The 20531-nt window shown below is 59.6% G+C and carries 16 protein-coding genes; 3 read left to right on the top strand and 13 right to left on the bottom strand.

From position 1 onward, the window contains the following. Positions 1-46 precede the first annotated feature (46 nt). The gene (locus ACLK1G_RS11600; protein ID WP_420765556.1) at positions 47-925 is read left to right on the top strand and encodes a hypothetical protein; all 879 of its coding nucleotides are present in this window, start codon (positions 47-49) and stop codon (positions 923-925) included. 44 nt (positions 926-969) lie between these two features. On the opposite strand, the gene ACLK1G_RS11595 is transcribed toward ACLK1G_RS11600, so the two are convergent. From ACLK1G_RS11595 to ACLK1G_RS11575, 5 genes are all read right to left on the bottom strand, one after another. Next, positions 970-2133, bottom strand: a complete 1164-nt coding sequence (locus tag ACLK1G_RS11595; protein WP_420765555.1) for a type III PLP-dependent enzyme — start codon at positions 2131-2133, stop codon at positions 970-972. Between the two features lie 500 nt (positions 2134-2633). After that, positions 2634-3791 carry an osmoprotectant ABC transporter ATP-binding protein OsmV gene (locus ACLK1G_RS11590; RefSeq protein ID WP_420765554.1) on the bottom strand — a complete coding sequence of 386 codons (1158 nt, stop codon included), beginning with the start codon at positions 3789-3791 and terminating at the stop codon, positions 2634-2636. After that, positions 3788-4441: an ABC transporter permease gene (locus tag ACLK1G_RS11585; protein ID WP_420765553.1), complete on the bottom strand. Its 654-nt coding sequence runs from the start codon at positions 4439-4441 to the stop codon at positions 3788-3790. The genes ACLK1G_RS11590 and ACLK1G_RS11585 overlap by 4 nt, the downstream gene beginning before the upstream one ends. A gap of 15 nt (positions 4442-4456) precedes the next feature. Further along, positions 4457-5359 (bottom strand): glycine betaine ABC transporter substrate-binding protein, encoded by a 903-nt coding sequence (locus tag ACLK1G_RS11580; RefSeq protein ID WP_420765552.1) that lies wholly within the window; start codon positions 5357-5359, stop codon positions 4457-4459. Positions 5360-5383: 24 nt separating this feature from the next. Beyond that, a complete protein-coding gene (locus tag ACLK1G_RS11575) occupies positions 5384-6100 on the bottom strand; it encodes an ABC transporter permease (protein WP_420765551.1) in 717 nt (238 codons plus the stop codon). Positions 6101-6433: 333 nt separating this feature from the next. Here ACLK1G_RS11575 and ACLK1G_RS11570 point away from each other — a divergent pair, with 333 nt between their 5' ends. Next, positions 6434-8017 (top strand): peptide chain release factor 3, encoded by a 1584-nt coding sequence (locus ACLK1G_RS11570; RefSeq protein ID WP_420765550.1) that lies wholly within the window; start codon positions 6434-6436, stop codon positions 8015-8017. A 372-nt stretch (positions 8018-8389) separates the two neighbouring features. Then, positions 8390-8641, top strand: coding sequence for a hypothetical protein (locus ACLK1G_RS11565; RefSeq protein WP_420765549.1), 252 nt, complete (start codon positions 8390-8392; stop codon positions 8639-8641). A 219-nt stretch (positions 8642-8860) separates the two neighbouring features. On the opposite strand, the gene ACLK1G_RS11560 is transcribed toward ACLK1G_RS11565, so the two are convergent. The 8 genes from ACLK1G_RS11560 to ACLK1G_RS11525 all read right to left on the bottom strand — a co-directional run bounded on the left by ACLK1G_RS11560 (position 8861) and on the right by ACLK1G_RS11525 (position 19636). After that, positions 8861-9841 (bottom strand): peptide ABC transporter ATP-binding protein, encoded by a 981-nt coding sequence (locus ACLK1G_RS11560; RefSeq protein WP_030139820.1) that lies wholly within the window; start codon positions 9839-9841, stop codon positions 8861-8863. Next, positions 9841-10809 (bottom strand): ABC transporter ATP-binding protein, encoded by a 969-nt coding sequence (locus tag ACLK1G_RS11555; protein ID WP_420765548.1) that lies wholly within the window; start codon positions 10807-10809, stop codon positions 9841-9843. Before ACLK1G_RS11555 ends, ACLK1G_RS11560 begins: the two co-directional genes overlap by 1 nt. A 10-nt stretch (positions 10810-10819) precedes the next feature. After that, entirely contained in the window at positions 10820-11731 is a 912-nt protein-coding gene (locus ACLK1G_RS11550; RefSeq protein ID WP_186706009.1) for an ABC transporter permease subunit, read from the bottom strand. Between the two features lie 10 nt (positions 11732-11741). Continuing rightward, a complete protein-coding gene (locus ACLK1G_RS11545) occupies positions 11742-12752 on the bottom strand; it encodes an ABC transporter permease subunit (RefSeq protein WP_420765547.1) in 1011 nt (336 codons plus the stop codon). Positions 12753-12828: 76 nt separating this feature from the next. Beyond that, complete coding sequence (locus tag ACLK1G_RS11540) at positions 12829-14424, bottom strand: ABC transporter substrate-binding protein (protein WP_420765546.1); 1596 nt, start codon at positions 14422-14424, stop codon at positions 12829-12831. A gap of 75 nt (positions 14425-14499) precedes the next feature. After that, on the bottom strand, positions 14500-15936 hold the full coding sequence (locus ACLK1G_RS11535; protein ID WP_420765545.1) for an OprD family porin: 1437 nt from the start codon (positions 15934-15936) through the stop codon (positions 14500-14502). A 172-nt stretch (positions 15937-16108) separates the two neighbouring features. Then, positions 16109-17710: an ABC transporter substrate-binding protein gene (locus ACLK1G_RS11530; RefSeq protein ID WP_420765544.1), complete on the bottom strand. Its 1602-nt coding sequence runs from the start codon at positions 17708-17710 to the stop codon at positions 16109-16111. A 300-nt stretch (positions 17711-18010) separates the two neighbouring features. After that, the gene (locus ACLK1G_RS11525; RefSeq protein WP_420765543.1) at positions 18011-19636 is read right to left on the bottom strand and encodes an ABC transporter substrate-binding protein; all 1626 of its coding nucleotides are present in this window, start codon (positions 19634-19636) and stop codon (positions 18011-18013) included. Between the last annotated feature and the right edge of the window lie 895 nt (positions 19637-20531).

Genomic DNA, 20531 nt, shown 5'->3' with positions numbered 1-20531 from the left:
GATAAAACGTTGGCGGCCCGAGAGGCCGCCATCATCAAGGCATATCATGAACTCATTAAAAAGTAGTTTTACTGAGACTCAGCGCAGGACTCTCGATCGCCGCATATATTTTCTCGATACGCTGCGCTCGGTCTTTGACAAGATTCCGGTAGTCTTGGAGCGACGTCGCATAGCCGGTCATCAGCCTGCTACATTGGCTGCGGATACACGTTTGAACAATGCGTATTTCCATGCGAAGTATCTTTTGGCATTGGAGCGAGACGTTAATGTCATCAGGGTGTCCTGCGGTGCCCATACGGAGGAGCTGAGATTTTTCACTCAGGAGGCGCTGGATATCACGGCGCAGACCTCAAGGCGGCAGCTGCTCGCCGACCTGGATTTTCGACAGTTCAGTTTTTCCCGTTCCGAGCGCTGGACGATAAGGCCACCGAAGAACGTCGGGGACTTGGTCCATGAGTTTTATGTTCGCTTCATTGCCGTCAGGAGCTCAATCAGACAGCTGGCGTTCAAGTTCACCGAGCTGAACAATGAGTCGTTTGGTGTGAACGCGGTATTTACCAGCGCCATGGATCAACGGTCCTGCCATTGTCATGCTCAACCGACGCTAGCGCAGGCGTTGTTCCAAGAGGTCGATACCACACCGCCCTGGGACATTGTTTATTCCTCCCCGGATGCCTCGGTCAGGGCTGCGGAGTACAAGGCTGATATCGCATCCTTGTCCGGTGCTTTCGTCAATTTGAATTCACACATGAGCTTGCTGGCCCAAGCGCTGTTCCAGCGGATGCACAGCGTAGTGGAGGAACTCGACCGAGCGATTCCCTCGCGTACCTTGGGAGAGCTGAATTTGAAATTGGATACGGCGATAACGACGCTCGACCATTGCTTGACTGAGTTGAAGGATTTTGAAACCTGGCTGCGAAAATAAAAAAAGGTCCATGATTGCATGGACCTTCTCTTTAGCCGTCGGGGTTACACGTAAAACGACTTCAACGGCGGAAACCCGTTGAACTCCACCGCGCTGTAGCTGGTGGTATAGGCGCCGGTCGACAACCAATACAGGCGATCACCGATTGCCAGGTTCAACGGCAAGCCGTACTTGTAGTTCTCATACATGATGTCGGCGCTGTCACAGGTCGGGCCGGCGATCACTACTTCTTCCATCTCGCCTTTTTTCTCGGTCCAGATCGGAAACTTGATGGCTTCGTCCATTGTTTCGATCAGGCCGGAGAACTTGCCCACGTCCGTGTACACCCAGCGCTCGACGGCGGTACGGGACTTGCGCGCCACCAGCACCACTTCGCTGACCAGGATACCGGCGTTTGCAATCAACGAACGGCCCGGCTCCAGGATGATTTCCGGCAGGTCGTCACCGAAGTCTTCCTTGAGGAAACGGATGATTTCTTCGGCGTAGGTTTCCAGGCTGTTGGTACGAGTGATGTAGTTGGCCGGGAAGCCGCCGCCCATGTTGATCAGCTTCAAGACGATGCCGTCTTCTTCCTTCAGGCGCTCAAAGATCACCTTGACCTTGGCGATGGCCGCGTCCCAGACGCTGATGTCGCGCTGTTGCGAGCCAACGTGGAACGAGATGCCGTACGGCACCAGGCCCAGGTCGCGGGCGAGGATCAGCAGGTCCATGGCCATGTCGGTCTGGCAGCCGAACTTGCGCGACAATGGCCAGTCAGCGGTGGTCGAGCCTTCAGTGAGGATCCGCACATAGACCTTGGAGCCCGGCGCGGCCTTGGCGATGTTGCGCAGGTCGGCTTCGGAGTCAGTGGCGTACAGGCGCACGCCCTTGTCATAGAAGTAGCGGATGTCTCGGGATTTCTTGATGGTGTTGCCGTAGCTGATCTGCTCCGGGCCGACGCCACGGCTCAGGACCTTGTCCAGCTCGTAGATCGAGGCGATGTCGAAGTTCGAGCCTTTTTCCTTGAGCAGGTCGATGATTTCCACCGCCGGGTTGGCCTTGACGGCATAGTAGACCTTGGCGAATTCGAAACCGGCGCGCAGGTCGTCATAGGCCTGGGCGATCATCGCGGTGTCGATCACCACGAACGGGGTTTCCTGCTTGTCGGCGAACGCCTTCATTTTCTGAAAGGTTTCGCGCGCGAAATAATCTTCGACCTGGATCGACATACTTGGGACTCCTACTGGCAAACATCAGAATCAATGGGTTTGAGGGCAAGCTGCCCCCGCGAACGTCCTCCGTATCCCCACTTTGGTTCGCCTACTTCCCAAGGCATGTCGCCGAAAGCAAAAAGGCCATGGGACGCTTGATTCCCTTGGCCTTGCTGTCTCGTCGTCAGTACTTGAGCCGGATGGATCGTTTCCAGCATGGACGTTCGGCGCGAACTTTAGGGCGTGAGGGACCTGAGATCAACTAAAAATGTCGCGTTTTTGCACGCATCCGTCGTGCGGTCCGCGACAGCTCATGATGTAACCGACCTGCGTGACAGATTGACGTTCCCCTCGATCGGTTTCGAGCTTGCTCAATATGGCTTTTGCCTTTGTGGCGAGGGAGCTTGCTCCCGCTGGGGCGCGCAGCGGCCCCAAAAAAGCGATGAGCGCTTCGCACTGGAGCGCCAGCCCGGTCAAGCGGGAGCAAGCTCCCTCGCCACAAAAGCAGTCGTGCTTGGTTAGACTGAGGCAGCCTCCGCCGGCGAAACAATACTGGTCTTGCCCCCACGGGACTTACCGGAACTCAAATACTCGGCAATCGATTCCTGCGTCACTTCGCCGAGGAACACCCGCTCGGCGTCCATCACCGGCAGCCACGAGCGATTGAACTCGTACATGCGTGACAACAGGATCCGCAGATGTTCGTCGTAGGCGGCGGTGGCATTGAATTCCCGCAGGTATTGGCCGCAGGTTCCGGTCTGACGGTACAGGTCGCGGCGTCTTACATACCCCAGGGCCTTATTCTCGGCACAGGTGACCACCACGTAGCGCCGGTCATGTTCGTCCATCAGTTCCAACGCCTCGGCCACCGGGGTTTCGGGGCTGACCGAGGGGGCGTTGTCCGCCGCGTCTTCGGCCTTGACCAATAGCAGGCGCTTGAGCGTGCTGTCCTGGCCGACGAAATTGCTGACGAACTCATCGGCGGGATGTGCCAGCAGCGTGTCCGGGTGATCGCACTGGATCAATTTACCGGCGCGGAAGATCGCGATCTTGTCCCCCAACTTGATGGCCTCGTCGATGTCGTGGCTGACCATGATCACGGTCTTGTTCAGCGCCCGCTGCATCTCGAAGAACTCGTTCTGGATCATCTCGCGGTTGATCGGGTCGACCGCGCCGAAGGGCTCGTCCATCAGCAACAACGGCGCATCGGCCGCCAGGGCGCGGATGACGCCGATCCGTTGTTGCTGGCCGCCGGACAATTCGCGCGGGTATCGGTGCAGGTATTGCTTGGGTTCAAGCTTGATCATGCTCATCAATTCGCGGGCGCGGTCGCGGCATTTCTGCTTGTCCCAGCCCAGCAGGCGTGGGACGACGGTGATGTTTTCCTCGATGGTCATGTTCGGGAACAGACCGATCTGCTGGATCACGTAGCCAATATTGCGGCGCAGGGTCACCTCGTCCAGGCCGGTGGTGTCTTCGCCATTGATCAAGACCTTGCCCGAGGTCGGCGGGATCAGTCGGTTGATCATTTTCAGCGTGGTGCTCTTGCCACAGCCCGACGGCCCGAGGAACACGCAGATCTCGCCTTCGTTGACGGTCAGGTTCACCGAGTCCACGGCTTTCACATCCTTGCCGTTGCTCTTGAAGGTTTTGCTGAGGTTTTGTAATTCGATCATTTCAGTAATCCTTTCGGAGTCAACGAGCGTTGCAGCCATTGCAAAAGCAGGTCAGCGAAGATGGCCAGGAGGCTGACCAGCAAGGCGCCGACGATCAGCATCGACATATCGCTGCGGCTGATGGAAGCGAGGATGAGCACGCCCAGGCCACCGGCGCCGATGGTGGCGGCGATGGTCATGACGCCGATGTTCATGACCACGGCGGTGCGCACGCCGGCCAGGATCACCGGCACGGCGATGGGCAGTTCGACCATGCGCAGGCGCTGGCCGAAGGTCATGCCGATGCCGCGGGCGGCTTCGCGAATACCGGGTTCGACCCCGGTCAGGGCCAGGTAGGTGTTGCGCATGATCGGCAACAGTGAATAAAGAAACACCGCGGTGATCGCCGGCATCGGCCCCAGGCCTTGGCCGAACTTGGAATAGAACGGCAGCAGCAGCCCGAACAGGGCAATCGACGGAATCGTCAGCAGCACCGTGGCGCTGGCCTGCAACGGGCCGGCGAGCGCCGGGAAGCGGGTCATGAAAATGCCCAGCGGCACGCCGATCACGATTGCCAGGGTCACGGCGATGCCCACCAGGGTGATGTGCTGCCAGGTCAGGTGCAGCACCAGCGGCCAGTCCAGATGGGAAAAGGCGTCAAGAAAATCCATGGCTTTTCCTCCAGGTCATTGGGTTGAGAGCAGCGAATGCTGACGCAGGAAATCGGCGGCAACGACGGAAGGGCTTTCATGATCCACGTCCACGCGGGCATTGAGCTGGCGCATGGTTTCGTCGTCGAACAGTTCGGCCAGGGGCTTGAGTTGCGCTGCCAGTTGAGGGTGCGCGTCAAGGAATGCCTGGCGTACCACCGGCGCGGCGGTGTAGTCGGGGAAGTAATGCTTGTCGTCTTCCAGCAGCTTCAGTTTGAAGGCATTCAGGCGCCCGTCGGTGGTGTACACCAAACCGGCGAAAACCTGGCTGTTGCGCAGCGCCGTGTAGACCAGGCCCGCGTCCATCTGGCGGATGTTTCTGCGGGTCAGGTTCATGCCGTACTGCTTGACCATGCCGGCCAGGCCGTCGGAACGGTTGGCGAACTCGGTGTCCAGGGCAACCAGATGGTTCTCGTCGGCCTCGGCCTGCAACACGGCGTTCAACTGGCTGATGGAATTGATCTGCGGGTACTTCTTCGCGACTTTTTCAGGAAGGGCCAAGGCGTAGGTGTTGCTGAATTTCGACGGAGCAAGCCAGACCAGGCCTTTTTTCGCGTCGAGTTCTTTCACTCGAGCGTAGGATTGGGCGCTGTCGAGTTTTTCGGTGACATGGTTGTAGGCCACCAACGACACGCCGGTGTACTCCCAAAGCAAATCCAATTGCCCGGATTCCTGGGCGCTACGGGCCAGGTTGCTTCCCAGGCCGCCGGTGACTTGCGCGTCGTAACCTTTGTCACGCAGGTATTGCGCGGTGATCTCCGCTAGCAATGTCTGCTCGGTGAATACCCGGGCGCCGAGGCGGATCAGCGGTTTTTCAGCGGCTTGGGCAAACCCTGCGAACAGCAGCAGGCAGCCCAGAATCAAGCTCATCTTCTTCATAACGTTTCCTTTATCCAGCCAGGCTCAGGACGGTCGTAGACCGCGTTCCAGCCAGAGGCGGCTGGCCAGTGTCACCAGCCCGTCGAGCAGCAAAGCGAGCAGGGCGGTGCAGGCTGCGCCGAGCAGCAATTGCGGCTGGTTGTTCAAGGCGATGCCGGGGAAGATCAGGCTGCCAAGGCTGTTGGCGCCGATCAGGAACGCCAGGGGCGCGGTGCCGACGTTGATCGCCAGGGCCACGCGCACCCCGCCGACTATGATTGGCACGGCGTTGGGCAATTCGACTTTCCACAACACCTGGCGCGCGGTCATGCCGATGCCGATAGCGGCTTCCTTGAGGGAACCCTGAACGTTTTTCAGGCCTTCATAGGTGTTGCGCACGATGGGCAATAGTGAGGCGAGGAAGAGGGCGAAGATGGCGGGCCCGTTGCCGATGCCCAGGACGCCTAGGGCGATGGCCAATACGGCCAGGGGGGGCACGGTGTTGCCGATGTTGAACACTTGCATGAAGCGTTCGGCACGCCCGACCATGCCGGGGCGGCTGAGGAGTATGCCGGCTGGGATGCCGACTATCAGGGCCGCCAACATGGATGCCAATACAAGCATCAGGTGCGCTTGCAGGTAAAACAGCAGATCGTCGCGGTAGCGTTGGATCGTATCGATGCCAATCCAGTGGACCAACAGGGCCAGGAGTGCGACGACGAACGCAGCCCCTGTCAGCCCTTTGCCATAGCGGATAGCCACAGGCGGACTCCTTTTTCTTTTAGTCGGCGCACGCTTTGCTCGGGCGGCAAACCATCATGGGATGCCGGGAAAACGTTCGCGAGAAGCAGCTCTTTTCGAGGCGGGTCGAAGGACCGTCGAAGCGAGCCATGGGCGCAGCCTCGTCAGGCTAACTTGCTGATTTTGCAGGCCCCGACGGTTGCTCATATCAGGGTTGTGGACGGCTCCACGCGGCAAAAGGTTCCCATGCTGGGCAGCATTTGGCCACCCTCGATGTGCTCAACGGTTCGGTTCCTGGCCCAAGTTGAGCTATAATCGCCGCCCTTTTTTGAATCACCTGCCAGGCGATTTCCCATGACCAAACAGGCCGCCGAAGTCGCGAAACGCCGCACTTTCGCCATTATTTCCCACCCCGATGCCGGTAAGACCACCATCACCGAAAAGCTCTTGCTGATGGGCAAGGCGATTGCGGTGGCCGGCACAGTGAAATCCCGCAAGTCCGACCGCCATGCCACCTCTGACTGGATGGAGATGGAAAAGCAGCGGGGTATCTCCATTACCACGTCGGTCATGCAGTTCCCGTATCGCGATCACATGATCAACCTGCTCGACACCCCGGGCCACGAAGACTTCTCGGAAGACACCTACCGCACCCTGACCGCGGTGGACTCGGCCTTGATGGTTCTCGACGGCGGTAAGGGCGTCGAGCCACGGACCATCGCGCTGATGGACGTCTGCCGTCTGCGTGACACGCCGATCGTGAGCTTCATCAACAAACTCGACCGCGATATCCGCGACCCGATCGAATTGCTCGACGAGATCGAAGCCGTCCTCAAGATCAAGGCCGCGCCGATCACCTGGCCAATCGGTTGCTATCGCGACTTCAAGGGCGTGTACCACCTGGCCGACGACTACATCATCGTCTACACCCCAGGCCACGGCCATGAACGCACCGAAACCAAGATCATCCAGAAGCTCGACTCCGACGAGGCCCGCGCGCACTTGGGCGACGAATACGAGCGTTTTGTCGAGCAACTGGAACTGGTGCAGGGCGCCTGCCATGAGTTCAACCAGCAGGAATTCCTCGACGGCCAACTGACCCCGGTGTTCTTCGGTACCGCCCTGGGCAACTTCGGCGTCGACCATGTACTCGACGCCGTGGTCAACTGGGCCCCGCGCCCGCTGCCACGCGTTGCCAACGAGCGCACCGTGGAGCCGGTGGAAGAGAAGTTCGCAGGCTTCGTGTTCAAGATCCAGGCGAACATGGACCCCAAGCACCGCGACCGCATTGCCTTCATGCGTATCTGCTCCGGCAAATACGAAAAAGGCATGAAGATGCGCCACGTGCGCACCGGCAAGGACGTGCGTATCGGCGATGCCTTGACCTTCTTCTCCTCGGAACGCGAGCAACTGGAAGAAGCCTTCGCCGGTGACATCATCGGCCTGCACAACCACGGCACCATCCAGATCGGCGACACCTTCACCGAAGGCGAAGCCCTGGGCTTCACTGGCATCCCGCACTTCGCCCCGGAACTGTTCCGCCGCGTGCGCCTGAAGGACCCACTCAAGTCCAAGCAGTTGCGCCAAGGTTTGCAGCAATTGGCCGAAGAAGGCGCCACCCAGGTGTTCTTCCCGGAGCGCAGCAACGACATCATCCTCGGCGCCGTCGGTGTGCTGCAGTTCGACGTCGTCGCCAGCCGCCTGAAAGAGGAATACAAGGTCGAGTGCTCCTACGAGCCGATCACCGTTTACTCCGCCCGTTGGGTCGAATGCGGCGATAAGAAAAAGCTCGAGGAGTTCTCCAACAAGGCCGTGGAAAACCTTGCGCTGGATGGCGGTGGGCACCTGACCTATCTGGCGCCAACACGGGTCAACCTGGCGCTGATGGAAGAGCGCTGGCCGGATGTGAAATTCCGCGCAACGCGTGAGCATCATTAAGCGCTGAGCTAGATACCGAAACCTGTGGGAGCGAGCTTGCTCGCGATAGCGGTGGTCAGCCGGCATCTATTCAGGACGTGCCGGCGTCATCGCGAGCAGGCTCGCTCCCACATTGGTTTTGTGCCCGCCCTTGATCTCTAAGCCACCCACACTGTTTTTGTGCCACTTCTCCATTCTTGATCACCCAAACCCAGGCAATGGGAAACGGCGATCAGCACCTTTTGTAATAAGCGTTATTCGAAACTTGTCTTTACAACGGCGGCATTTCTAGCTGTTTCAGGGCGTCCTATCTTGTGAGCTACTTTGTTCAAAATTAGCTTCCCTTAAGCGCCATCGGGCTCTGTTGTATCCGGATAAAGAAGGAATTGGGCTATGAATAAGCTGCTGCGCATGATGTTTTTGCTGAAAGTTTTGGTGGTGCTTTCCCTCGGCTCAACGGCTGCGTGGGCCGAATGCGATGAGCATGAGAAACACGCCTCGAGCGGTTCGGTGGTGCAAGGCGAGATGATGCTGGCCGCGACCGATGCGGACGCAGGCGATCCGGACGATGGCGAGGATGATGATGGTTCGCCAATCGATACGCCGGATAGCGATGAAGATGCAGAGGGCGATAGCCAGACGTAGATTTCTGACCTAAAGAAAACCCCTTCAGCCCCAACTGAGAGTCAGTCGGGGCTGGAGGGGTTTTTTATTGCCAGCTGCACTGCCATGGCGAAGATTTACCCCTGTGGCGAGGGAGCTTGCTCCCGCTGGCCTGCGCAGCAGGCCCAAGAAAGAGGGGCCGCTGCGCGGCCCAGCGGGAGCAAGCTCCCTCGCCACAAGAGCTTTATCTACCTTCTGCGTTTATGCAGCACCGTCGAGAAACCGCTCGGCGTAGTGACACGCCACCAACCGGTTATCCAACGGCCGCAACGCCGGCTCTTCGGTCTTGCAGCGCTCGGTCGCGTACGGGCAGCGCTTGTGGAAAGCGCAGCCGGACGGCGGGTTCAACGGGTTGGGCAGTTCGCCGACGATTTTGATCTTCGGCTTGTTCGGGTCCGGGTGGATGGTCGGGGTGGCCGACAGCAGCGCCTGGGTGTATGGGTGCAGCGGGCGGCTGTAGATCGACTCGTTGGGGCCCATTTCCACTGGGCGGCCGAGGTACATTACCATCACGTCGTCAGCGACGTGCTGGACCACCGCCAGGTTGTGGGAAATGAACACGTAGGCGGTGTTGAATTCCTGTTGCAGGTCCATGAACAGGTTCAGCACCTGGGCCTGGATCGATACGTCCAGCGCCGAGGTCGGTTCGTCCGCCACCAGCACCTTGGGTTGCAGCATCATGGCGCGGGCCAGGGCGATGCGCTGGCGCTGGCCGCCGGAGAACATGTGCGGGTAGCGCTGGTAATGCTCGGGACGCAAGCCCACCTGCTTCATCATCGCCTGGACTTTCTCACGCCGCTCGGTGGCCGACAGGTTGGTGTTGATCAGCAACGGCTCGGCCAGTTGATCACCGATTTTCTGCCGCGGGTTGAGGGACGCATACGGGCTCTGGAACACCATCTGCACGTCTTTACGCAGTTGCTTGCGTTCGGCCTTGTTGGCGCCGGCCACTTCCTGACCGGCGATTTTCAAGGAGCCCGCGGACGGCTCTTCGATCAGCGTCAGGGCCCGGGCGAGGGTGGATTTGCCGCAACCGGATTCGCCCACCACGGCCAGGGTCTTGCCGGCCTCCAGTTCGAACGACACCCCGTTGAGGGCGCGCACAGTCGCATGGCCCTTGAACATGCCACGGGACACTTCGTAATGACGGGTCAGGTCACGGGCGGTAAGTACGACGGCCATCACGCCACCTCCTGGTTCAACGGGTAGAAGCAGCGGGCGAGGCTGTTGGTTTTCGGATCGAGGGCAGGGCGCTCCTGGCGACAGTTGTCGCGCACATACGGGCAGCGCGGCGACAGCAGGCAGCCTTGCGGACGGTCATAGCGACCGGGAACGATACCCGGCAAGGTCGCCAGGCGCTCGGCGCCCATGCTGTGCTCCGGAATCGCTGCCAGCAGCGCTTCGCTGTACGGGTGGGCGGGAATGTCGAACAACTGAGGCACCTTGCCCACTTCCACGGCCTGGCCGGCGTACATCACGCACACGCGCTGGGCGGTTTCAGCCACGACGGCGAGGTCGTGGGTGATCAGCACCAGGCCCATGTTCTGCTCTTTTTGCAGGGCCAGCAGCAGGTCCATGATCTGCGCCTGGATGGTCACGTCCAGGGCGGTGGTCGGTTCATCGGCAATCAACAACTTCGGCTCGCCAGCAATCGCCATGGCAATCGCCACGCGCTGGCTCATGCCGCCGGACAGTTGGTGCGGGTACGCGTCCATGCGGCTGGCGGCGCCGGGAATTTCGACTTTTTCCAGCAGTTCGATGGCGCGCTTGCGGGCGGCTTTGCCGGACATCTTCAGGTGCAGGCGCAGCACTTCTTCGATCTGGAAACCGACGGTGTAGCTGGGATTGAGCGCGGTCATCGGGTCCTGGAACACCATCGCCAGGTCCTTGCCGACGATCTGCCGACGCTGGCGGTTGCTCAGCTTGAGCATGTTCTTGCCGTCGAAGTTCAGCGCGTCGGCGGTGACGATGCCGGGGTGCTCGATCAGGCCCATCAGCGCCATCATGGTCACGGATTTACCCGAACCCGATTCGCCGACGATCGCCAGGACTTCGCCTTTGTCCACGCTCAGGTCCAGGCCGTCGACCACCGGCACGGCGGTGGCGTCGCCGAAGCGGACGTTGAGATTCTTGATTTCTAGCAGTGACATGGGAATCTCCTCAGGCGGCATTCTTGAGTTTCGGGTCCAGCGCATCGCGCAGCCCGTCGCCCATCAGGTTGATTGCCAGCACGCTGAGCAAAATGGTCAAGCCAGGCAGGCTCACGACCCACCAGGCGCGTTCGATGTAGTCGCGGGCCGAGGCCAGCATGGTGCCCCATTCAGGGGTTGGCGGCTGCACGCCGAGGCCGAGGAAGCCCAGGGCGGCGGCGTCGAGGATCGCCGAGGAAAAGCTCAGCGTCGCCTGGACGATCAGCGGTGCCATGCAGTTGGGCAGCACGGTGATGAACATCAGGCGCGGCAGGCCGGCACCGGCCAGGCGGGCGGCGGTCACGTAGTCGCGGTTCAGTTCGCCCATCACGGCGGCGCGGGTCAGGCGCACGTAGGATGGCAGCGAGACGATGGCGATGGCGATCACGGTGTTGATCAGGCCTGGGCCGAGGATGGCGACGATCGCCACGGCCAGCAGCAAGGACGGCAGGGCGAGCATGATGTCCATCAGACGCATGATGGTCGGGCCGAGGATGCGCGGGAAGAATCCGGCGAACAGCCCCAGCAGGATGCCCGGGATCAACGACATCACCACCGACGACAAGCCGATCAGCAGCGACAGGCGCGAGCCCTGGATCAGGCGCGACAGCAGGTCGCGGCCCAGTTCGTCGGTGCCCAGCAGGAATTGCATCTGCCCACCTTCCAGCCAGGCCGGTGGCGTCAGCAGGAAGTCACGGTATTGCTCGCTCGGGTCATGAGGCGCGACCCACGGAGCGAAGATCGCGCAGAACACGATCAGGATCATGAACATCAGCCCGGCGACGGCGCCCTTGTTGCGGGAAAACGCTTGCCAGAATTCTTTGTAAGGGGACGGGTACAGCAGGCTTTGATCGACTGCTACCGCGGTAGTTGGAGTACTCATGGTCTTGATCTCAGCGCTGGTGACGGATACGTGGGTTGGCAAAGCCGTAGAGGATGTCCACGACGAAGTTGACCAGAATCACCAGGCAGGCGATTAACAGGATGCCGTTCTGCACCACGGGATAGTCCCGGGCGCCGATGGCTTCGATCAACCACTTGCCGATGCCCGGCCAGGAGAAGATCGTTTCGGTCAGGACCGCACCGGCCAGCAGCGTGCCGACTTGCAGGCCGACCACGGTCAGCACCGGGATCAGCGCGTTGCGCAGGCCATGCACGAACACCACGCGCGACGGCGACAGGCCCTTGGCCTTGGCGGTGCGGATGTAGTCTTCGCGCAGCACTTCGAGCATCGAAGAGCGGGTCATGCGGGCGATCACCGCCAGCGGAATGGTGCCCAGCACGATCGCCGGCAGGATCAGGTGATGCAGCGCATCGAGGAACGCGCCCGGCTCGTCGGCCAGCAGCGTGTCGATCAGCATGAAGCCGGTTTTCGGCTCGATGTCGTAGAGCAGGTCGATCCGCCCCGACACCGGCGTCCAGCCAAGGGACACCGAGAAGAACATGATCAGGATCAGGCCCCACCAGAAGATCGGCATCGAGTATCCCGCGAGGGAGACGCCCATCACCCCATGGTCGAACAGGGATCCTCGCTTGAGTGCCGCGATCACCCCAGCCAGCAGGCCCAGGATACCGGCAAACAACAGGGCGGCCATGGACAGTTCCAGGGTCGCGGGGAACAGGGAGCTGAACTCGGTCCATACGCTTTCACGGGTACGCAGCGATTCGCCGAGATCGCCCTGGGCCAGTTTGCCGATGTAGTCCAGGTATTGGACATACAGCGGTTTGTTGAGGCCAAGGCGTTCCATTGCCTGTGCATGCATTTCGGGATCGACCCGACGTTCGCCCATCATCACTTCCACGGGGTCGCCGGGGATCATGCGAATCAACGCGAAGGTCAGCAAGGTGATGCCGAAGAACGTGGGGATCAATAATCCCAGTCGGCGGGCAATAAAACTAAACATCTTCAGGTGTACCTCATCAGCCGGTTAGGCGTGCCCTTCGAGGCTTGGGGTCAAGCGTCGAAGGGCGTTTTCTTATCTACTTCACCTGGGTGGTGGCGAAGTTGTTGGTGGTGAGCGGGCTAATCACGTAGCCCTCTACGTTCTTGCGCATTGCCGTGAACATGCGGGTGTGGGCCATGCTGATCCATGGCTGGTCCTGGTTGAAGATCACCTGGGCCTGTTCATAGAGCCTGGCGCGCTCCTCGGGGTTCACTGTGGCGCGTGCCTGGTCGAGCAGCGCCTGGAATTTTTCGTTGCACCAGCGCGCGTAGTTTTCGCCGTTCTTGGCGGCTTCGCAACTGAGCATAGGCGTCAGGAAGTTATCCGGGTCGCCGTTGTCGCCCGCCCATCCGGCGGACACCATGTCGTGCTCGCCGTTTTTCGCGCGCTTGAGCATTTCGCCCCACTCCATCACGCGGATGTCGACCTTGATCCCGACTTTCGCCAGGTCAGCCTGCATCATTTGCGCGCCGAGCATCGGGTTGGGGTTGGTCGGGCCGCCGCCGTTGCGGGTGAACAAGGTAAACACGGTGCCTTCCGGCACGCCGGCTTCCTTGAGCAACTGGCGGGCCTTGTCGAGGTCGCGGGTCGGGTTCTTCAGTTCGTGATTGAAGCCCAGCAGTGTCGGCGGGTACGGATTGACCGCCACGGTGGCGTTGCCCTTGCCGAACAGGGCGTTGACGTAGGCTTCCTTGTCGAAGGCCAGGTCGATGGCCTTGCGTACACGCACGTCGCTCATGTACTTCTTGCTGGTGTTCAGCGCGGTGTAGGAAACGGTCATCGCGTCCAGCTCGGTGACCTTCAGGTTCGGGTCTTTCTTGATGCTGGGGATGTCATCGGGTTTTGGGTACAGCGCGATCTGACATTCGTTGGTCTTGAGTTTCTGCATGCGCACGTTGTTGTCGGTGGCGATGGCCAATACCAGCGCATCGGCCGGTGGCTTGCCACGGAAGTAGTCCGGGTTGGCCTTGAAGCGAACCTGGGCATCCTTGCTGTAGCGCTGGAACACGAATGGGCCGGTGCCGATCGGCTTGCTGTTGAGGTCGCCGGCCTTGTTGGCCTTGAGCAACTGGTCGGCGTATTCGGCCGGGTAGATCGAAGAGAACGCCATGGCGATGTCGGCCAGGAACGGCGCTTCGCGACGGGTCAAGGTGAACTTGACCGTGTGCTCGTCGACTTTCTCGACGTTTTTAAGCAGTTCCTTGAAGCCCATGCTTTCAAAGTACGGGAAGCCCACGCTCGACAGTTTATGCCACGGATGATTCGGGTCCAGCTGGCGCTGAAAGCTCCAGACCACGTCGTCGGCGTTCATGTCGCGGGTCGGCTTGAAGTAATCGGTGGTGTGGAACTTGACGCCCTTGCGCAGGTGGAAGGTGTACGTCAGGCCATCGTCGCTGATGTCCCAGGACTCGGCCAAGGCCGGAATCACTTCGGTGGTGCCGGGCTTGAAATCAGCCAGGCGATTGAAAATGGTTTCCGCCACGGCATCGGCGGTGACTGCAGTCGTGTACTGGACCATGTCGAAGCCTTCCGGACTGGCTTCTGTGCAAACCACAAGGGGTTTGGCCGTGGCGCCAACGGCGACACTCAGCAGCGCGGCGGCGATGGCGGCGCGTAGGGGGTTCATGTTCATCGTCAATCCTCTGCAATCGGGTAATTGGCAAAAGACCGGGCGGGCGACCTTGTGAGTCGACCGCCCGGTGGCAGTTTAGAGAATGTTGAACGGGATGGTGGTGACCAGACGGAATTCGTTGATGCTGCCGTCGGCCTGGTTCTCGCTGGCGCGGTGAGCGGTGTAGGTCGCACGAATTGCGGTGGCCTTCAACGGACCGCTCTGCACGGCGTAGGAAGCACCGATGCCGTACTCGTAGTGATGTTCACCGTCCATGGCCTGGACGCCGTCGTAACCCTTGCCAACTACGCCTTTGTTACCGGTGTAGTGAGTCCCATCGATACCCCAGCCGCGGGCTTGGTAGACGTTGAACTTCAGGCCGGGCACGCCGTACTCGGCCATGTTCAGGCCATAGGCGATCTGGAAGGATTTCTCGTTCGGGCCGTTGAAGTCCGACAGCAGGGAGTTGGCCAGGTAGATGCCGTTGGTTTCGTGCAGGTAGTCGAAGTACTCGTCGCCATTGATTTCCTGGTACGAGAAGGTCACGGTATGAGCCTGGTGAGTCAGGCCGAACGACAGCGAGTAGGTATCGTTGTCGATATCGCCCAGCAGGGCAGAACCCGAATCGACGGTCTTATAGTAGTTCAGGCCAGTGGTCAGGCTCAGTACCGAGCTGTCGCCAAGCACGTGGCTGGCGCCGAAGTAGTACTGGTTCCACAGGTCTTCGGCCTGGGTGCCCCACAGGCTGGTGGTCAGGCTGGCGAGCGGCTGGTAAGTGATACCGGCGGTATTTACATGGTCGGCTTCAGCCGAGGAGTTACCGTATTCGGAGCGGAACTTGCGCTGGCTCTGTTCGGTACGAGGCGAGTTGCGATCGAAGGTGCCGATATCGAAAGACAGGTTCTCCAGCTCTTCGCTGTGCAGGCTCACACCTTCGAAGCTCGAAGGCAGGGCACGGTTGCCGATCACATCGACCATCGGGCTGCTGAAATTCTGGCGACCTGCAGTCAGGGTAGTGTTCGAGACACGGGCCTTGACGTTGGCCAGGCCCAGCTTGCTCCACTGGTCGACAGCATCGCCGCCACTCTCAGTCAGGGTACGGTTGTTTCCGCGGCCGCTTCGTCCTGGCTCTGGAGCGCCACCATTGGCCGATGCCAGATTCTTGCGGTCGCGCTCCAGCGCGATAGCGTTGTAGGCAGCCACTTCGGTACTGAAGCCAACAGTGCCCTCGGTGAAGCCCGAGTTGTACTTGATGATGGTGCCTTGCATCCAGTTGATGCGGCGATCAGTTGGAGCCAGGGCGCCGTTCTTCTGATACGAGAATTTTGCGCCACGCTTGAGTTGTTCGTTGGAGTACCAGTTACGGGTACTGCCCTCAAGCTTTTGCCCTTCAATAAAGCCCTTGGCTTCGGATTGAGCGCTGCTGGTCTTGACCGTCACCGGCGTAACCGCCTGGCTCTGGGACTCTGCATAGGCCGTCGCGGTGATGCTGCTGATGGCCAAGGCCAGTATCGCGGTGCTGCTCAGTTTCATCGGTAACGCTCCTTTTTCTTTCTTTTTTATGCCGTTCTTTTTTGGTGATACGGCTATTTGGTTTACAGCTCATTTGCAGCGTGCAAACGTTTGCCTGGCGCCGGATCGGCGAATTACGGCAAGACGTCTGCGTGAGGGCTTCCAGAGAAGCCCTCGCTGTGCGGCGATACGGTTATGGGTTCAGGCTGACGCCCGAGAAGACGTTGCGACCGAAGGGGCTGACTTTGAACCCTTCGACTTTGGCGCTCAGCGGCTGGTTGACCGTCGAGTGGGCAACAGGGGTGATCGGCACTTGCTGCTTGAGCAACTGCTGGGCCTGTTTGTAGAGCACGGTGCGCTTTTCGCGGTCGGTGACGATCTTGGCCTGCTTGATCAGCTTGTCGTAATCCTGGTCACACCACATGGAGTAGTTGTTGCCACCGATGGCGTCACAGCTGTATAGCGTGCCCAGCCAGTTGTCCGGGTCACCGTTGTCGCCGGTCCAGCCGATCAGGCTGATGTCGTGCTCGCCGTTCTTGGTGCGCTTGATGTACTCGCCCCATTCATAGCTGACGATCTTCACTTTCAGGCCGATCTTCGCCCAGTCGGCCTGGAGCATCTCGGCCATCAGCTTGGCGTTGGGGTTGTATGGGCGTTGCACGGGCATGGCCCAGAGGGTGATTTCGGTGCCTTCCTTGACTCCGGCGGCCTTGAGCAGCTCTTTGGCTTTTTCCGGGTTGTAAGGCGTGTCCTTGATGGTCTCGTCGTAGGACCATTGGGTCGGTGGCATGGCGTTCTGCGCCAGTTGCCCCGCGCCCTGGTACACCGCGTTGAGAATCCCTTGCTTGTTCACCGCCATGTCCAGCGCACGGCGCACTTCGACCTGGTCGAAGGGTTTGTGGCGAGTGTTATAAGCGATGTAGCCGAGGTTGAAGCCGGGCTTCTCGATCAACTGCAGCTTGGGATCGTTCTTCAAGGCGGGCACGTCGGCAGGACGCGGATGCAGCGTGACCTGGCATTCGTTGGCCTTGAGTTTCTGCACCCGCACCGACGCATCGGTGTTGATGGAGAAGATCAGGTTTTTCAGCTTCACCCGCTCCGGTGCCCAGTACTTGTCGTTGGCGACGTAGCGAATGTTGGAGTCTTTCTGGTAGCTCTTGAACTCGAACGGCCCGGTGCCGATCGGCTTTTGGTTGATATCGCTCGGCTTGCCGCCCTTGAGCAACTGGTCGGCATATTCAGCCGACAGGATCGAGGCGAAGCTCATAGCGATGTTCTGGATGAACGCGGCGTCGACGCTGTTCAGCGTCATGACTACCGTCAGCGGCCCGGTCTTTTCTACCTTGGCGATGTTCTTGTTCAGGCTCATGCCGTTGAAGTACGGGAACTCAGTGGGGTAGGCCTTGCGGAACGGATGCCGCGGGTCAAGCATGCGGTTGAAGGTGAACAGCACGTCGTCGGCGTTGAAATCCCGGGTCGGCTTGAAGTAATCGGTGGTATGAAACTTCACCCCTTCGCGCAGGTGGAAGGTGTACTTCAAGCCGTCTTCGGAAATGTCCCAGCTTGTTGCCAGGCCCGGGACGACATTGGTCGCGCCTTTTTCAAACTCGGCCAGGCGGTTGTACAGCGGCTCGGCGGCGTCGTTATCAGTGGCGGTGGTGTATTGCGCGGTGTCGAAACCGGCGGGGCTGCCTTCGGAACAGAACACCAGGCTGCCGCCGGCGGCCTGGGCTGCGGATGTGGCGGCCAGCAGGCCGGTGCCCAGCAATGCGGATAAAACCAAGGTATGGCGCATGACGCTCCCTCTTTCGTTCGGGGTGTTTGTCAGCGAACCGGCGTCCTTCTTCGGGGACAGGTCCGGGGCACTGGGCTCATTCCATTGCGTAAAACAGCGATGCCACAGCATTAGCAAACCGGTAGCCCGACGGTATGAGTCGTGGGCGAGGCGGTAAATGCGTAACGCCTGAAAGACATGTGGGAAAAGGCGATGCCCTCTCGGCTACCGCTGTGTGCGGTGCTTCCAAAGGCAGGCGGTTTCCTTGGGTCTTGGCGGATAGCACAACGGCGACGTTGAAAGCGCCGCCGTTGCCTATCGTTATTTGCTGACGCTGACGCCGTAGAAGGAGTTCAAGCCAAATGGGCTGATCTTGAAGTCCTGCACGTTGGCGCGCATGGGTTGATACACCGTCGAGTGAGCGATAGGTGTCATCGGCACAGCATCCTTGAGGACGTGTTGTGCCTGTTTGTAGAGGTCGGTGCGCTTGGCCTGGTCGGTGGTGCGCTTGGCTTCTTTCACGAGGCCGTCGAACTTCTTGTCACACCATTTGGAAAAGTTGTTGCCTTGCAGCGAGTCGCAGCCGAACAGCACGTTGAGCCAGTTGTCCGGGTCACCGTTGTCACCGCTCCAGCCAATGATCATGGCCTGGTTCTCGCCACCTTTGGAACGCTTGATGTATTCGCCCCATTCGTAGCTGGTGATCTTGACCTTCAGGCCGATCTTGGACCAGTCATTCTGCAGCATTTCCGCCATCAGTTTGGCGTTCGGGTTGTACGGACGCTGAACCGGCATGGCCCACAGAACGATCTCTGTGCCTTCCTTGACGCCGGCTTCCTTGAGCAGCGCCTTGGCTTTCTCTGGGTCGTATTTGGCATCTTTGATGGTGGTGTCGTAGGACCACTGGGTCGGTGGCATGGCGTTGACCGCCAGCTGGCCCGCTCCTTGGTACACAGAGTCGATGATTTGTTGCTTGTTCACGGCCATGTCCAAGGCTTGACGAACTCGCAGGTCAGCCAGTGGGTTGGGCTTGTCGTCGCCTTTGACTTTGTCCATCACGTTGTAAGCTACATAGCCCAGGTTGAAACCCGCCTGATCAGGCATCTTCAGCGCTTTGTCGTCCTTCAGGGCCTGGAGGTCGGCCGGGCGTGGGAAGAGAGTGATCTGGCACTCGTTCTTCTTCAACTTCTGGATACGCACCGACGGGTCGGTGGTGATGGCGAAGATCAGGTTGTCGATCTTCACGTCTTCAGGCTTCCAGTATTCCTTGTTGCCGGTGTAGCGGATGTTGGAATCTTTCTGGTAGCTCTTGAACACGAACGGGCCGGTGCCGACCGGCTTCTGGTTGATGTCCGGGGCCTTGCCTTCCTTGAGCAGTTGGGCGCCATATTCGGCGGACTGGATCGAGGCGAAGCTCATGGCCATGTTCTGGATGAACGCGGCGTCGACATCTTTGAGGGTGAACTTGACGGTGTGGTCGTCGACTTTATCGATCTTGGTGATGTTGGTGTCCATCCCCATGTCGGTGAAGTACGGGAATTCGGTTGGGTACGCCTTACGGAACGGGTCGTCCTTGTTGATCATGCGATTGAACGTGAACAGCACGTCGTCGGCATTGAATTCACGGGTCGGCTTGAAATACGGGGTGGTGTGGAACTTGACGCCTTCACGCAGGTGGAACGTATAGGTGAGGCCGTCTTCGGAGATGTCCCACTTGGTGGCCAGGCCAGGAATCACGGCGGTGCCGCCGCGCTCAAACTGGGTCAGGCGGTTGAACATGGTTTCTGCAGAGGCATCGAAGTCGGTTCCGGTGGTGTACTGACCGGGGTCGAAACCGGCCGGGCTGCCTTCGGAGCAGAACACCAGGTTAGTCGCGGCGGAAGCGAAAGGAGCGCTGGCTAACAAGCCTGCACCGACTAAAAACGGAATGACCGCGTGTTTAAGCATGTTGGCCTCATGATTTGTTGTCATTTTTGGATTTGAGGGCGACCTCGTGAGTCGTCCTGCGGATACTTATGCAGGCCCCATACCCAATGCAAGATCTAGAGCGGTTTCAACTCTGAAACAGTGGCACGAACGTACCTTAATGTCGCATCTTTGTAACTTTTGACGCATTTGATCGTTTGCGCGCGTTTTTTGGGGGCAGGTAGCGCCCTTTCATGGTGCGCTAGGTGGCTAGGATGCGCTGGGAGAGGGCGGGTGTTACCTCTTCAAACCTGCGTCATAGAGGGGGTAGGGCTGAATGGGCTGAGTTTGAGATCCGGCGCGTTTTCTGTTTATTCCTGCGTGGCACCGTTAGGGGCGGCTCCGACCCAAATCGCTGCACCGGCATCGCTCATGGATTGAGGGTGGCGCCTGGCGCAACCTTTGGCTCCTTTGAGTGGCGCCTTGGGGTTCCAGGGAATCAAGCCCCTCGCCACGGGAAACGGGTAAGCCATAAGGCAGCATGCGTCCTTCAGGAGAGTAGGAACGTTCCACGTTACGCAACGAAATATCCGACATGCTTTTAGGGTTGCCGCTCGGAAGTGGGCTCTCTAACCTTTTCCTGTCGCTGCCATTCAGCGACCGGGCGTGAGAAACCCGAATAATAGGCATCCAGCCTCTGTACCTGCATAATTGCCGCCAGCTTATCCGCTGCCTGTAGTAGATGCGTTTATGGCGGCTGTGTGCGGGCAGGCCTCGGTCTGGCCGAGTACCTATTCTCGGATTTCTCACCCCTGCACACAGCTGCCACCCACTTAACCGAGTGAGAAACGGTGAGTGATGGCTCACATCACTAAATAGGTACAACTAAAATGGATAAGTCAGTCCCCGACCCACCTTCAACAGGACAAATCCCCTG

This window comes from Pseudomonas algeriensis, assembly GCF_048847255.1.
Taxonomy (GTDB): Bacteria; Pseudomonadota; Gammaproteobacteria; order Pseudomonadales; family Pseudomonadaceae; genus Aquipseudomonas.
This window is presented reverse-complemented; position numbering and strand designations above follow the sequence as displayed.

Excerpts from the sequence above, each read along its gene's own strand:
- ACLK1G_RS11570 (WP_420765550.1), top strand. The coding sequence starts at position 6,434 with ATGACCAAACAGGCCGCCGAAGTCGCGAAACGCCGCACTTTCGCCATT.
- ACLK1G_RS11530 (WP_420765544.1), bottom strand. The coding sequence starts at position 17,710 with ATGCGCCATACCTTGGTTTTATCCGCATTGCTGGGCACCGGCCTGCTG.
- ACLK1G_RS11600 (WP_420765556.1), top strand. The coding sequence starts at position 47 with ATGAACTCATTAAAAAGTAGTTTTACTGAGACTCAGCGCAGGACTCTC.
- ACLK1G_RS11555 (WP_420765548.1), bottom strand. The coding sequence starts at position 10,809 with ATGTCACTGCTAGAAATCAAGAATCTCAACGTCCGCTTCGGCGACGCC.
- ACLK1G_RS11595 (WP_420765555.1), bottom strand. The coding sequence starts at position 2,133 with ATGTCGATCCAGGTCGAAGATTATTTCGCGCGCGAAACCTTTCAGAAA.
- ACLK1G_RS11535 (WP_420765545.1), bottom strand. The coding sequence starts at position 15,936 with ATGAAACTGAGCAGCACCGCGATACTGGCCTTGGCCATCAGCAGCATC.
- ACLK1G_RS11540 (WP_420765546.1), bottom strand. The coding sequence starts at position 14,424 with ATGAACATGAACCCCCTACGCGCCGCCATCGCCGCCGCGCTGCTGAGT.
- ACLK1G_RS11580 (WP_420765552.1), bottom strand. The coding sequence starts at position 5,359 with ATGAAGAAGATGAGCTTGATTCTGGGCTGCCTGCTGCTGTTCGCAGGG.
- ACLK1G_RS11590 (WP_420765554.1), bottom strand. The coding sequence starts at position 3,791 with ATGATCGAATTACAAAACCTCAGCAAAACCTTCAAGAGCAACGGCAAG.
- ACLK1G_RS11585 (WP_420765553.1), bottom strand. The coding sequence starts at position 4,441 with ATGGATTTTCTTGACGCCTTTTCCCATCTGGACTGGCCGCTGGTGCTG.
- ACLK1G_RS11565 (WP_420765549.1), top strand. The coding sequence starts at position 8,390 with ATGAATAAGCTGCTGCGCATGATGTTTTTGCTGAAAGTTTTGGTGGTG.
- ACLK1G_RS11560 (WP_030139820.1), bottom strand. The coding sequence starts at position 9,841 with ATGGCCGTCGTACTTACCGCCCGTGACCTGACCCGTCATTACGAAGTG.
- ACLK1G_RS11550 (WP_186706009.1), bottom strand. The coding sequence starts at position 11,731 with ATGAGTACTCCAACTACCGCGGTAGCAGTCGATCAAAGCCTGCTGTAC.
- ACLK1G_RS11545 (WP_420765547.1), bottom strand. The coding sequence starts at position 12,752 with ATGTTTAGTTTTATTGCCCGCCGACTGGGATTATTGATCCCCACGTTC.
- ACLK1G_RS11525 (WP_420765543.1), bottom strand. The coding sequence starts at position 19,636 with ATGCTTAAACACGCGGTCATTCCGTTTTTAGTCGGTGCAGGCTTGTTA.